The organism is Pseudomonas sp. KH_027 (genome assembly GCF_057838565.1).
The window spans coordinates 612,431-626,206 of the sequence record NZ_CM174470.1 but is presented as its reverse complement, the minus strand read 5'-3'; the positions used below and the strand labels follow the sequence as shown (position 1 = coordinate 626,206).

The window sequence follows — 13,776 nt, the reverse complement described above, 5'->3', positions numbered from 1 at the left end:
GGCACAGCTTCCTGGCCGCCAAACCCGCCCCCTCTCCCAGAGGAAGAAGGGGCGGCAAGCACTAGTGCCCGCCGAGGTAGGCGTTACGCACTTCCTGATTGACCAGCAGTTCCTGCCCCGTGCCGGTCAGGCGAATCTCGCCGTTGACCATCACGTAAGCTCGATCGGAGAGCCGCAGCGCATGGTTGGCGTTCTGCTCCACCAGGAAGATGGTCATGCCGGTCTTGGCCAGCTCGCGCAGGGTCTGGAAGATCTGCTTCACCACGATCGGCGCCAGACCCAGGCTCGGCTCATCGAGCAACAGCAGCTTGGGTCGACTCATCAACGCCCGGGCGATGGCGAGCATCTGCTGCTCGCCGCCGGACATGGTCATCGCCCGCTGATTGCGTCGCTCCTTGAGCACCGGGAACAACTCGAACATGCGCTGCATGTCCTCGCCCGCATGTTCGTCGCCAATCGGGATGGTGCCCATCTGCAGGTTTTCCTCGACACTCATGTCGGGGAACACCCGCCGCCCTTCCGGTGACTGCGCCACGCCGTTGGAGGCGACGTAGTGCGACGACTTGTGGGTGATATCCGTGCCGCGATAGATGATCTGTCCGGCCGCCGCCCGCGGCTGGCCGAAGATCGACATCAACAGCGTGGATTTACCCGCACCGTTGGAGCCGATCAGGCTGACCGTTTCACCTTCGTTGATGTGCAGGCTGACCTGCTTCAACGCCTGGATCGGGCCGTAGAACACATCGATTTCTTTCAGTTCGAGAAGCGCTGCGGTCATATCAACTCCTCCTCGTCCGCGCCCAGGTAGGCGGCGATCACCTTGGGATCGTGGCGGATCGCCTGGGGCGGTCCTTCGGCGATCACCTCGCCATGATCGAGCACCACAATGTGATCGGAAATACTCATGACCATCCCCATGTCGTGCTCGATCAAGACCACGGTGAGGTCGTGGTCGTCGCGCAGCAGCCGGATAATGCGGCTGAGCGCCTCGGTTTCCGCCGGGTTGAGGCCGGCCGCCGGTTCGTCCAGGCAGATGATCTGCGGCCGCGTGCACATGGCGCGAGCGATCTCCAGACGGCGTTGCTGGCCGTAGGACAATTCGCCGGCCAGGCGGTTGGCGCAGTCCACCAGATCGACCACTTCCAGCCAGTAGAAGGCGTGATTCAGCGCGTCCTCTTCGGCGTTGCGAAAGCCCTTGGTATTGAAAATCCCGGCGAGCATGCTGTGGTTGATCCACATGTGCTGCGCCACCAGCAGGTTCTCGATCACCGACATTTCCCGGAACAGGCGAATGTTCTGGAAGGTTCGCGCCAACCCCGAACGGTTGACCAGGTGGGTGCCGCCGAACATTTTGTAGTAGAGCCGACTGCCGAGCGTTTTCAGGGAGATGAAGTCCCGCGCCCGGAAGGGTTCGCCGAGCACCTTGATCACGTCGGTCGTGGCGCCACGGGCCTTCATCTTGATGCTGCCGCCGGTGGCTTTGTAGAAGCCGGTCAGGCAGTTGAACACCGTGGTCTTGCCAGCGCCGTTGGGGCCGATCAGGGCCGAGATGCTGTTGCGCTTGATGTTCAGACTGACATCGTTGAGCGCCTTGATGCCACCGAAGTGCATCATCAGGCGGTCCACGGACAGGACGATTTCGTCGCTCATGGCGCTACTCCTTTACGCGGCACGAAGCCACTGCGGCTGATCCGGATCAAGCCACGCGGTCGCCAGATCATCATCAGCACCATCAGCATGCCCAGCAGCAGCACCCGGTATTCGGCGAAGCTGCGCAGCAACTCCGGCGCCACCGTCAGCACGAAGGCGGCGATCACCACCCCCACGGTCGAGCCCATGCCGCCGAGCACGACGATGGCGAGCACCATTGCCGACTCGAAAAAGTTGAACGACGACGGGTTGACGAAGCCTTGGTAGGTGGCGAAGAACACCCCGGCCAGGCCGGCAGTGGAGGCGCCGAGCATGAACGCCGAAAGCTTCACCAGTACATGGTTAAGGCCCATGGCGCGGCAGGCGATCTCATCCTCGCGCAACGCTTCCCAGGCCCGTCCGACCGGCATCCGCGTGAGACGGTGCTTGATGTAGAGCACCAGCATCACCACCAGGAACAGCACGATGTAAATGAACAGGAACTTGATATTGGGGTTGTAGGTAAGGCCGAAGAACTCATGGAACGGCACCCCGCCATCCTTGGCCCTGCGTGCGAACTCCAGGCCGAAGAAGGTCGGTGACGGCGCCGGCATGCCATTCGGGCCACCGGTGAAGGACAGCCAGTTGTTGAGAATCAACCGGATGATTTCACCAAACCCGAGCGTAACGATGGCCAGGTAGTCGCCGTGCATGCGCAGCACCGGGAACCCCAGTAACGCCCCGGCTAGAGCTGCTGCCAGCGCCGCCAGCGGCAGCACCGTCCAGAAGCCCAGCCCGAGGTACTGATAACCCAGCGCCAGCCCATACGCGCCGATCGCATAGAACGCCACGTAGCCAAGATCGAGCAACCCGGCCAAGCCGACCACGATGTTCAGCCCGAGGCCGAGCAATACGTAGATCAGGCCGAGGATCACCACCGTCAGCAAGTATTTGCTGGCGAAGAAGGGGAAGATCACCGCCAGGACGATGACCAGCGGGATGACCCAGCGCAGGTTGGTTTTGTAGTTCGGCGGCAGCACATGCACGCCCGAACCGGTGTTTTCGAACGTCTGGGCGATGGCCAGGCCTCTGCTGGTCTGCATGAACAGGCTGATGGCGAAACGACCGAGCATCACCGCGGCGATGATCCAGCCGACCCGCTCGAACTGCAGATTGAAGCTGTAGCCGTCGAGCACTACACCGACGATCGGGCCGAACACGATCAGTGCGATCAACCCGGCGAGAATCGCATCGACCAGGCTCTTTTTGAAATCCAGGGATTTGTTATGAATGGCTGCGGACATGCTTACACCTTTGCCACGTGTGGGCGACCGAGTAGCCCTTGTGGTCGGAAAATCAGAATCAGCACCAACAAGGAGAAGGAGAACACGTCCTTGTAGTCGGTGTTGACCATGCCGGAGAACTGCGCCTCGGCCACACCGAGAATGATGCCGCCGAGCATCGCACCTGGCAGCGAGCCGATGCCGCCGAGCACCGCGGCGGTGAACGCCTTGATGCCGATGATGAAGCCGGCATAGAAGTCGAAGGTGCCGTAGTTCATGGTGATCAGCACGCCGGCCAGCGCGGCCATAGCGGCGCCGATGACGAACACGTAGGAGATCACCCGGTCGGTATTGATGCCGAGGATCGAGGCCATCTTGCGATCCTGCTGGGTCGCCCGGCACATCCGTCCAAGCTTGGTGTGCTGAATCACGTAAGTCAGCACGCCCATGCCGAGGAACGAGGCGATCAGGATGAACACCTTGGTGTAAGTCAGTTGCACGTACCCGTCACCGATCTGCAGCTTCAGGGCGCCGTCGAGCAACGTGGGCACGCCTTGCTGGCGCGCGCCCTGGCTGATCTGCACGTAGTTCTGCAGGATCAACGACATGCCGATGGCGCTGATCAGCGGTGCCAGCCGGGTCGAGTTGCGCAGCGGTTTATAGGCAATGCGCTCGATCACCCAGCCGTACACGGCGGTCACCAGAATGGTGAACAGCAGTGTGCCGAGGATCAGCAGCGGAAAGGATTCCAGGCCAAAGAAGGCCAGTAGAGCCAGGGTGATCGCCGAGAGGTAGGCGGAGATCATGTACACCTCGCCATGGGCGAAGTTGATCATGCCGATGATGCCGTAAACCATGGTGTAGCCGATGGCGATCAGGCCGTAGACCGACCCGAGGGTCAGCCCGTTGATCATTTGCTGCAGGAAAATACCGTCCATTGACTCAGTCTCGTCTATTGGGGTAACCGGCCTGGGGTTCGGCCGGTCTCCTCAAGTGAAATCAGACGGGTACTGCTGAACAACCTCGGCACTGAATGCAGCGGTGAGCGCGGTTGACGACTCAGCAGTTCCCGGAAGGCACCAACCGTTCAGGCGCGTTTGGCGCCTGAACGGTTAGCCGAGCCAGGAGCCTGTCGGGCTTAGGCGTCCGTAGGGCAGCCCTACGTCCGGCAGGCTCCCAGAGCTTACTGCTGGTGGTATTTGCCCTGCGCGTCCCACTCGTAGACCACGTAGTCGGAGACCTTCAGGTCGCCCTTCTGGTCCCACTCCTTCTTGCCCAGCACGGTCTGCACCGGATGGCCTTTCAGCCATTCGCTGGCTTTGGCCGCATCGTTCGCGCCAGCGCCATTGAAGCCCGCGGCCAATGCTTGCAGTGTGGCGTAGGCATAGAGGGTATAGCCTTCCGGCTCGAAGCCGCCGGCACGGAACTTCTCGATCACCGGCTGACCATCCGGAATCTTCCGCGGGTCGGCGCCGAAGGTCATCAGCACACCCTTGGTGTACTGCGGCCCGCCAGCGGTGGTGACCAGCTCGTCGGTGACGATGCCGTCGCCGGAGAGGAGGACGGCGGTCAGACCTTGTTCACGCATCTGCCGTACCAGCGGCCCGGCCTCTGGGTGCAGGCCACCGAAATAGACCACTTCGGCACCGGAAGCACGAATTTTGGTGACCAGGGCGTTGAAGTCTTTCTCGCCGCGGGTCAACCCCTCGTAAAGCACTTCCTTCACGCCGCGCTTGGCCAGTTGCGCCTTGGTCGCATCGGCCAGGCCCTGACCGTAGGTGTCTTTATCGTGAAGAATGGCGATCTTCTTCGCTTTCAGCGTATCGACGATGTAGTTGCCGGCGACGATGCCCTGCTGGTCGTCACGCCCGCACATGCGGAACATGCCGGACAGGCCGCGCTCGGTGACCACCGGGTTGGTGGAGCCTGGGGTCATGGCGATCACGCCAGCCTCGTCGTACACCTCAGATGCCGGGATGGTCGAGGACGAGCAGAAGTGACCGACTACGGCCAAGACCTTGTCCTGATCCACCAGGCGGTTGGCCACTGCCACAGCCTGCTTGGGTTCGCAGGCGTCATCGGCCTTTACCAGCTTGATCTTTTCCCCATTGATGCCACCGGCAGCGTTGATGTCTTCCGCCGCTTGGGAAGCACCGCGCCAATATTGTTCACCGAACGATGCGTTGGCGCCTGTGTGCGGGCCAGCGACACCGATTGTTACGTCCGCCTGTGCGACGGCAGAGATTCCTAATGCAGTTGTAACTGCGAGAGCCAGAAAGCCTTTTCTGAAAATCTTCTGCGACATGGAGTTTTGCTCCTGAGGGGTTTGAGTTGCGCTCGTATTTCGGGGAGTTACGAGAGCAAGTGGCGTGCCATTAATTTTTATATTTAGAGATCGCCCACAACGTCTTTTTTGTTCGCTGCTCACCTCGCATTAAGTGTTTTAAATCAGATAGTTACTCGGATTAAACGAAAAACCTGAAACATCCCTGGGCGCAGCATCGACGGAATCCGCCAATACCATAAGTAACAATAGACAGAGGGCTGATATTTGCACATGACTGGTGCGCAATCCACTCACATGCGCACCGTTGCGACCCAGCCGAAAAACAGGGGAAAAACCGCCCCGGCCCAAGCCAAGTCCGCGTAAACCCCAGCCCCCAAAACATCGATCCCAGTGCCGCATAGGTAACCTAAAAAGATCGCCACCAAAACGACCTCCAGCATTCAAATAACGACACGCAAACATTGCCCGGCGTGGTACAGGGAAAAGCCCGTCTCGTACAAACAGCTGCGCAAGCCCGCCGCGGCAACCTTGTGCATGGGTTGGAACGGCATCGGTAACACCTGCGCGTCGCCACTCACCAGGTAGTCGGCGAACGCCTTGCCCACCACGCTGCCGGTGGTAACCCCGCGACCGTTGTAACCGGTCACGGCGACCAGCCCCGGCGCGGGCTCGAACAGGCGCATCAAGTGATCCGGAGTGAAGGCGATGGTGCCGGTCCAGGTGCTTTCCCAATCCACGGTTCCCAGCTCGGGGTAGTAATGTTGCTGAATCCGATCAGCCCACGCGCGCAGAAACCAGGCCGGTTTACTCGTACCACTGCCCAGGCTACCGAGCAGCAAACGACCGTCGGCATCGCGACGAATACTGCTCAGCACCTGCCGGGTATCCCAGGCCCCCTGGCCACCCGGCAAAATGCGCCCAGCCGCCTCGCCGCCGAGTGGCGCGGAGGCCACCTGGTAGTAGAAACCGGGAAAGAAATTGCGCCGCAGCTCGGTCCACTCACCTTCGGTGTAGGCATTCGAGGCGATCACCACCTGTTCGGCCGTTACCGCGCCGCGCTCGGTCAACACGCACCAATTGGCACCTTGACGCTCCAGGCGGCTGACCGGCGAGTGATGGAACAGCTTGCCGCCCAGCTGGGTTACCGCCCTCGCCAAGCCGCTGGTGTACGCCATCGGATTGAGCGTGCCGGCGCGCCGATCGAGCAAGGACGCGGCAATCCGTTTTGTCCCCGTCGCGTCGTGACAGGCCGCGCCGGTGAGCATTTCCACCGCCGCGCCGCGCCGCTGCCATTGCGCGCAACGGCTTTGCAGATCGGCCACGCCGCGTGCGTTGTGCGCCATGTGCAGGGTGCCTTCGCGGCGCGCCTGGCAGTCGATGGCGTACTTGTCGATCAGGGCGAACACCAACGCCGGGGCCGCGCCCATGGTCGTCACCAGCTTGCTGCCGACCGCCTGACCAAGCCCGGCTTCGACCTCGTCCGGGGCGATCCACATGCCGGCGTTGACCAGCCCGACGTTGCGCCCCGAACCGCCATGCCCGGTTTCGTGGGCCTCCAGCACGCACACGCTTTTACCCTGTTCGAGCAGGTGCAGCGCAGCGGACAGCCCGGTGATACCGGCACCGATCACGCAGACATTGACCTTCAGCTCGCCGCTCAAGGCGTTGGCTTTCGGCCGTTCGGGCGTGAGGGTTTCCCACAAGCATTCCTGGCGCAGCGTCATTCACGAATCCTTAAGGTCGGCAGGGTTGCGGCGGACGCGACCGCGATCACGCCCGCCCGGGCCACTCAGCCCATGGAACCACTCAGTCGAAGGTAATGCCCTGTGCCAGCGGCAGTTCGTGAGAGTAGTTCACCGTATTGGTCTGCCGGCGCATATAGGCGCGCCAGGAGTCCGAGCCGGATTCGCGACCGCCCCCGGTTTCCTTTTCGCCACCGAAGGCGCCGCCGATCTCCGCGCCGCTGGGGCCGATATTGACGTTGGCGATGCCACAATCGCTGCCGACCGCCGACATGAACAGCTCCGCCTCACGCACATCGGTGGTGAATATGCAGGAGGACAAGCCCTGCGGCACGTCGTTGTTCAGGCGCAGCGCCTGGTCGAAATCGCGGTAGCCGATCACGTACAGAATCGGCGCGAAGGTTTCCGTGCGGACCACTTCGCTCTGCTCCGGCATTTCGACGATAGCCGGGGCCACGTAATAGGCCTCGGGGAACTGCTCGGCCAACTGCCGGGTACCGCCGAACACCTTGCCGCCCTCGCTCGACGCCTGCTCCAGTGCGGCCTGCATGCTGTCAAAGCCGTGCTTGTCGATCAGCGGACCGACCAGGTTGCCTTCCAGCGGATGACCGATGCGCACCTTGGCATAGGCGGTTTTCAGCCGGCTGACGATCTCGTCCTTGACCGACTCGTGGGCGATCAGGCGCCGCAGCGTGGTGCAGCGCTGCCCGGCCGTGCCGATGGCGCTGAACAGGATGCCGCGCACCGCCAGATCGAGATCGGCGCTGGGCGCCAGGATCATCGCGTTGTTGCCGCCCAGTTCGAGAATCGAGCGGGCGAAGCGGGCCGCTACTTTCGGTGCCACTTCGCGCCCCATGCGGGTGCTGCCGGTGGCGCTGATCAGCGCCACGCGCGGGTCCTCGACCAAGGCCTCGCCCGCTTCCCGCGCACCGATGATGACTTGGGCGAGGTGTGCCGGCGCCTCGCTGAACTGCTTGGCCACGCCATCGAACAGCGCCTGGCAGGCCAGGGCGGTCAGCGGCGTCTTCTCCGACGGCTTCCACACCACCGAGTTGCCGCAGACCAGCGCCAGCGTGGTGTTCCAGGCCCATACCGCGACCGGGAAGTTGAACGCGCTGATCACCCCGACAACGCCCAGCGGGTGCCAGGTTTCACGCATATGGTGGCCCGGGCGCTCGGAGGCGATGGTCAGGCCGTAGAGCTGGCGTGACAGGCCGACGGCGAAGTCGCAGATGTCGATCATCTCCTGCACTTCGCCCAAGCCTTCCTGGGTGATCTTGCCGGCCTCCCAGGACACCAGTTCACCGAGCTCGGCCTTGTGCTTGCGCAGGGCCTCGCCGAACAGGCGGATCAACTCGCCACGGCGCGGCGCCGGCACCTTGCGCCAGGCCTGGAACGCCTGCTCGGCATGCGCGATCTGCTGCTCGACCTCGGCGCGCCCCTGCAACTGCACGGTGGCGATCTGGCTGCCGTCGATGGGCGTGTGAACGGCATGCCCGCCCTGTTGATAACGCTGCGGGTCAACGCCCAACTTATCGAGCAATGAAGCAACCATGAGTTCTGCACCTGAAGTGATTGAGGAATGGCAAGCAATGGCAGCAGTAATAACTGGACTCCCGCGCCCCAACAAACGACCTTTACTCCGTATATCATTCCGTTTATTCATGCCAAAAACCTCCACGACCCGATGAGGCTCGCCATGCTCAAGCGCCATATGCCCTCGTTGACCGCTCTGCAATGCTTCGAAGCCGTGGCGCGGCACCTGAGTTTTACCCGCGCCTCGGAAGAGCTGAGCCTGACCCAGAGCGCCGTGAGCAAACAGGTGGCGCAGCTCGAGGAGCTGGTTCAGCACCTGCTGTTTCGCCGCGTGCGCCGCAGCCTGCAACTGACGCCGGCCGGCTCGCTGTACCTGGTCGAGGTGCGCAAGATCCTCACCCAGGTCGAGATGTCCACCCACTACCTGCGCTCTTACGGCGGCGAAACCGAGGTGCTCAGGGTGTCCACGCTGCCGACCTTTGGCGCCCGCTGGCTGGTGCCACGGCTCAAGGGCTGGCGCCTGCGCCACCCGAATATCCACCTGGATGTGCGCAACGAGCTGGAGCCCGACGAACTGGCGCAGGGCCACAGCGACGTCGCCTTCTTCTTCGGCCAGAGCGCCCGGCCGGGGGCCGAATGTATCCGCCTGTTCGGCGAGGAGATGGTTCCGGTCTGCGCGCCCAGCGCCTTGCCGGCCGAACCGTTCAGCGATCCGACCCAGTTGACCGAACTGGTGCTGCTGCAGAATGCGACCCGCCCGGAGGCCTGGCACGAATGGTTCCAGAGCCAGAACCGGCAGACCGAACACAGCTACCACGGGCCACGCTTCGACACCTTCTACATGTGCATTCGCGCGGCCCAGGTCGGCTGCGGCGTCGCGCTGTTGCCGCGCTTTCTGGTGGAAGAGGAGCTGGCCGAAGGCAAGCTGGTGATCCCCTGGCCACACAGCCTGACCAGCAGCAACGCCTACTACCTGGCCTACGCGGAACATGCCGCCGAGGTGCCGAAGGTGCGCGACTTCGTGCAATGGATACTGGAACAGCTCGAGGTCTCGGCAACGCCACAGCCGTAGGGCGCACGCCCAGGCTGTGACAGGAATTAATGGAATGAACCCGGCATTTTTTTTCACTTGCCGCTTGGCCCGGCGCCGGCTTACATACAGCCTCGCTTTCACTGTCAGAGCCGCCGACGCCATGCCTAACTCCACCCGCCTGCTCAATCTGGTCGCTTCGGTCATCGGCCAACCGGCTGCCGACTGGGTCTTCGCCCACGTCGAAATTCCCCAAGGCTTGCAGGCTTTCGCCAGTAGCGAGCAGACCCTGCATCGCGCCTGGCTGGCCGAGGCGCTCAACCTCTGCCTGCTGCACAAACTGGTGGAAGCCGTGCCTGCGGGCCGCACCTATGTCGCGGAGCAACTGCAGCAAGGCCGCAAGGTCTGTTTCGATCACGGCGCGATCCGCACCGTCGACTGGCCGGAGAACGGCGACCTGCCTCGCGGCCGTCAGGCATTCGCCCGCCTGCTCGAGCCGCTGGGCTTTACCGATGTACGCACCTACCCGCTGACCAAACTGAACATGACCGGCTACGCCTATCGGCACCAGGACCTGCCAGCGGATATCGCCCAGTTCTTCGTCTCCGAGCTGCATCCGGGGCGGTTCAGCGAAACTTTCCAGCAGGCCGTCACCCGCGTCGTCCAGAACAGCCGCGACCCGCTGCAGGCCGAGCACCTGGCCATCCTCAAACAACTGCGCCTGAGCCGCCATTGCAGCCTGGCGCAAGCGCACACCCTGCTGCCGGCGTTGTACCAGGCCTTCGACTGCCAGCATGCCGTGGCACAGGAAAGCGACTACCAGTTGTTGCTCAGGGAAAGCGCGGAAATGGCCTGGATCGCCACCGAAGGCAATCGCTTCAACCACCTCACCGATCGGGTCAACGACCTGAAACAGGTGGTCGCCGAGCAGCGTGGTTTGCAGCGGCCGATGAAGGACAGCATCGAAGTCTCCAGCTCCCGCCGGGTCATGCAAACCGCCTACAAGGCGGTGCAGGTCCAACGCACCTTGGTCGATGCCGCTGGCCAGCAGGTCCAGCGCGAGGTGCCGGGCTCCTTCGTCGAATTCATTCAGCGCGAGATCGACAGCGACACCGGGCTGCTGGACCTGCATTTCGACAGCGGCAATGCCCAAGGCATCTTCAAGATGACCGACTCGCGCAGTGCACGCTGACGCCCGAAATAAGCACGCGGGAGCGGCTCCAGCCGCGATAGTCGCCAATCGTGACGGAAGTCACCCACAACCGCACGCTGATCTTCGAAACAGGAAAAGGCCGCGCATGCGGCCTTTCCTTAAGCCTGGCGATCAGTCCACCAGCGTGACGCTGCCTTTCATCATCGACGAATGCCCTGGGAAGGAGCAGAAGAACGAATAGGCTTCGCCAGCGGTAAGCATCGACACATCGAAGCTCACCGAGTCCTTTTCACCGCCGCCAATGATCTTGGTGTAGGCGATCACGCGGCTGTCGTCCGCCTTCAGGTAGTTCTTGTCGAGCCCGGCGGCCATGCCGTCGGTGGCGACAGGCTGCATATCGGCGGCCTTGCTCAACACCCAGTTATGCCCCATCACGTTTTTCGGCAATTTGCCGGTATGGACGAGGTTTACCGTAAAGCTCTTGCAGCTTTTGCTGATCGTGATGTCCTTGGTGTCGTAGGACATCTGGTCGGTCGAGTTCACCGTGACAGTGCACTCGGCAGCGAGTGCCTGGACACTGGCCAGGGTCAGAACGGAAGCGATGACAAGTTTGCGAAGCATGACGGACTCCTTGGCAGGATGGGCAAATCGCCCTGAGCACCCGCTGTGCAAGCCATCGACAACCTTGCAGCCGTCGACAAGCAGGTTCTAGGAAGACGTTATTAGCACAACCGAGTTCCCCGCCCGGCGAGGCAAAAGGCCGCACTCGATCCCACGCCGCGTTTTCTATGGCCGCCATCGACACAATCAAACAGCCGGCCCCGGGTGACGCACATAAGCTGACAACCTCAACCATCGAGGAAATCGTCATGCCACTCAACGATCTGCTACGCAGCCTGCTTGCCGCCTATGCCTGCGGTGCCAGCGGCGCTTGCCCGAACGAACGACACAGTGCCTGAGGTTTGGTCACCGTTACCGTAACCCGTACTCCGCGGGCATTCTCAACCCGCGGAGTAGACGATGTCCCTGCGTTCCATCTGTGTGTTCTGCGGTGCCAGCCCCGGCACCCACCCGGCCTACCGCGAAGCCGCCATCGCCCTCGGCCGCTGCCTGGCCGAACGTAACATCCGCCTGATCTATGGCGGCGGCGCCGTGGGTCTGATGGGCATAGTCGCGGATGCCGCAATCGCCGCGGGCGGCGAAGTGATCGGCATCATCCCGCAGAGCCTGCAGGCGTCCGAAATCGGCCACAAAGGCCTGAGCCGCCTGGAAGTGGTCGACGCGCGGATGGCGGAACTCAGCGACGCCTTCATCGCCCTGCCGGGCGGTCTTGGCACACTGGAAGAACTCTTCGAAGTCTGGACCTGGGGCCAACTCGGTTACCACAGCAAACCGCTCGGCCTGCTGGAAGTGAACGGTTTCTACGCCAAACTCAGCGACTTCCTCGACCACCTGGCCGACGAGGGTTTCGTGCGCGGTCAGCACCGCGCCATGCTGCAGATCAGCGAGTCCACGCCGCAACTGCTGGCAGCGCTGGGCAGCTGGCAGCCGGCCGTCGCACCCAAGTGGGCCGAACGGGAACCCGCATCGTCCCCTGCCAGCCAGCCGATACAAGGCCCCGAGCCCATGCGTCTTGCGCAGCTGACAGCCACCCGCAGGAGGCCCCTTCTGCTTAGCCGGCCTGCTGCATGATTACCGTCTGCGCCGGCATTGGCGCCGGGAAGCCGCCCTCGCCGAGGGCGTCCTTGATCATTTTGTTGGTGTCGAAATACACCTGCCAGTAATGGTCGTTATGGCAATAAGGGCGCACCGCCAGCACCGGCCCGAGCAGATTGAACTCGAGAATTTCCACATCCACCGGCGGCTCGGCCAGGACGTTGGGAATCGCCGCGATCCGACTCTTCAGCAGTGCGCTGGCGGCCTGATAGTCCGCCGCGCCAGACAGTTGCGCCTTCAGCTCCACCCGCCGGAAGCTGTTATGCGAGTAGTTCTGGATGTTGTCGGAGAAGATCTTGTTGTTGCCGACCAGGGTCAGGACGTTGTCCGGGGTGTTGATCGCGGTGGCGAACAGGCCGATTTCCATCACCGTGCCGGTCACGCCGCCAGCGCAGATGAAATCGCCGACCTTGAATGGTCGCAGCACGATGATGAAGCCACCCGCCGCCAGGTTCGCCAGCAACCCCGACCAGGCCATGCCGATGGCCAGCCCGACCGCCGCCAGCAACGCCGCGAAGGTGGTGGTCTGCACCCCGAAGAAACCGAGAATGCCGATCACCAGGATGATGTTCAGGGTCACGGTGATGAACGAGCCGACATAGCGCAGCACGGTGGGGTCGACCTTCTGCCGGCCCAAGGATTTTTGCACCAGCCCGACGGCGAAGCCGATCAGCCAGCGGCCGATGACCCAGAAGGCAATCGCCGAGAGAATCTTGATGGCAAAGGCCGCACCGTATTGCGAAGCCATAGTGGCTAGCGCGTTGATTTTTTCCGTACCGACATTAACGATCGTTGTTTCGTCCATGGTGACCCACCTGGTGCAAGGGATTGACTCGGAAAACGCTAGCACGGCAAACGCCACTTGGCTGAAAACTTGAGCGCCTTGAATAAGGCCCGCGCCCCATAAATACGGGCTAAAAGCGCCAGTCGCCCTGTTGCGGAGCGTTCTGGGCGCATAATCACGCTTTAATCGGAGTGAATCGTCGAGAACAGCCCAAAGTCGCAGGACTCACTGGCATAATCACAACAACATCGCCCCCACGAGAGAGGATCACCAATGGCCAAACCTAATTATTCCTTCGCCAAGCGTCAGCGCGACCTCGCCAAAGAGCAGAAGAAAGAGGAAAAACTGCAGCGCAAGAACGCCGCCCTGGCCGAACAAACGCAACTGGAAGAAGGCGAGACGCCCGCTGACGAAACCGCTGATCAAGCGCCAGCAGACGAAACCCCTAGCGCCTGAGTCCCCGGTCGGGGCCGAGGCCATGCCGACGCCCGCACGACCACTCAAGTTGGCGTGCACAGGTGTTCAACCCTTGCGGTTCAGCACACCTGTGCACAGGCCAGTAGGGCAAACCGCCACGGGCTTGCCGCTGTCACCGCCGCACTCGCTCGCACAGCAG

General features: G+C 62.4%; 12 protein-coding genes and 1 pseudogene. 4 read left to right on the top strand and 9 right to left on the bottom strand.

The genetic code is table 11. The features are described from left to right. Positions 1–61 precede the first annotated feature (61 nt). From AC3IYG_RS02885 to amaB, 7 genes are all read right to left on the bottom strand, one after another. A complete protein-coding gene (locus AC3IYG_RS02885) occupies positions 62–778 on the bottom strand; it encodes an ABC transporter ATP-binding protein (RefSeq protein WP_489312212.1) in 717 nt (238 codons plus the stop codon). Further along, on the bottom strand, positions 775–1,650 hold the full coding sequence (locus tag AC3IYG_RS02880) for an ABC transporter ATP-binding protein (RefSeq protein WP_489312211.1): 876 nt from the start codon (positions 1,648–1,650) through the stop codon (positions 775–777). Before AC3IYG_RS02880 ends, AC3IYG_RS02885 begins: the two co-directional genes overlap by 4 nt. Further along, a complete protein-coding gene (gene livM / locus AC3IYG_RS02875) occupies positions 1,647–2,933 on the bottom strand; it encodes a high-affinity branched-chain amino acid ABC transporter permease LivM (RefSeq protein ID WP_489312210.1) in 1,287 nt (428 codons plus the stop codon). Before livM ends, AC3IYG_RS02880 begins: the two co-directional genes overlap by 4 nt. Positions 2,934–2,935: 2 nt before the next feature. Continuing rightward, positions 2,936–3,850 (bottom strand): ABC transporter permease subunit, encoded by a 915-nt coding sequence (locus AC3IYG_RS02870; RefSeq protein WP_489312209.1) that lies wholly within the window; start codon positions 3,848–3,850, stop codon positions 2,936–2,938. Between the two features lie 245 nt (positions 3,851–4,095). After that, on the bottom strand, positions 4,096–5,217 hold the full coding sequence (locus AC3IYG_RS02865) for a branched-chain amino acid ABC transporter substrate-binding protein (protein ID WP_489312208.1): 1,122 nt from the start codon (positions 5,215–5,217) through the stop codon (positions 4,096–4,098). A 422-nt stretch (positions 5,218–5,639) separates the two neighbouring features. Continuing rightward, positions 5,640–6,923: an L-pipecolate oxidase gene (amaA, locus tag AC3IYG_RS02860; protein ID WP_489312207.1), complete on the bottom strand. Its 1,284-nt coding sequence runs from the start codon at positions 6,921–6,923 to the stop codon at positions 5,640–5,642. Between the two features lie 82 nt (positions 6,924–7,005). Further along, complete coding sequence (amaB, locus tag AC3IYG_RS02855) at positions 7,006–8,496, bottom strand: L-piperidine-6-carboxylate dehydrogenase (RefSeq protein ID WP_489312206.1); 1,491 nt, start codon at positions 8,494–8,496, stop codon at positions 7,006–7,008. A gap of 144 nt (positions 8,497–8,640) precedes the next feature. On the opposite strand from amaB, the gene AC3IYG_RS02850 reads away from it, so the two are divergent. Both AC3IYG_RS02850 and AC3IYG_RS02845 read left to right on the top strand, forming a co-directional pair. Beyond that, positions 8,641–9,549 carry a LysR substrate-binding domain-containing protein gene (locus tag AC3IYG_RS02850; protein ID WP_489312205.1) on the top strand — a complete coding sequence of 303 codons (909 nt, stop codon included), beginning with the start codon at positions 8,641–8,643 and terminating at the stop codon, positions 9,547–9,549. A 121-nt stretch (positions 9,550–9,670) separates the two neighbouring features. Continuing rightward, positions 9,671–10,699, top strand: a complete 1,029-nt coding sequence (locus AC3IYG_RS02845) for a DUF1338 domain-containing protein (protein ID WP_489312204.1) — start codon at positions 9,671–9,673, stop codon at positions 10,697–10,699. Positions 10,700–10,831: 132 nt separating this feature from the next. On the opposite strand, the gene azu is transcribed toward AC3IYG_RS02845, so the two are convergent. Beyond that, positions 10,832–11,281, bottom strand: coding sequence for an azurin (gene azu, locus AC3IYG_RS02840; RefSeq protein ID WP_489312203.1), 450 nt, complete (start codon positions 11,279–11,281; stop codon positions 10,832–10,834). A gap of 399 nt (positions 11,282–11,680) precedes the next feature. On the opposite strand from azu, the pseudogene AC3IYG_RS02835 reads away from it, so the two are divergent. Then, positions 11,681–12,244 (top strand): annotated as a pseudogene (locus AC3IYG_RS02835) (cytokinin riboside 5'-monophosphate phosphoribohydrolase); the annotation flags it as partial. 88 nt (positions 12,245–12,332) lie between these two features. Here the strand turns inward: AC3IYG_RS02835 and AC3IYG_RS02830 are convergent. Next, the gene (locus AC3IYG_RS02830) at positions 12,333–13,181 is read right to left on the bottom strand and encodes a mechanosensitive ion channel family protein (RefSeq protein ID WP_489312202.1); all 849 of its coding nucleotides are present in this window, start codon (positions 13,179–13,181) and stop codon (positions 12,333–12,335) included. A 252-nt stretch (positions 13,182–13,433) separates the two neighbouring features. Between AC3IYG_RS02830 and AC3IYG_RS02825 the strand changes: the two genes are divergently transcribed. Further along, entirely contained in the window at positions 13,434–13,616 is a 183-nt protein-coding gene (locus tag AC3IYG_RS02825; protein ID WP_489312201.1) for a hypothetical protein, read from the top strand. Positions 13,617–13,776 lie beyond the last annotated feature (160 nt).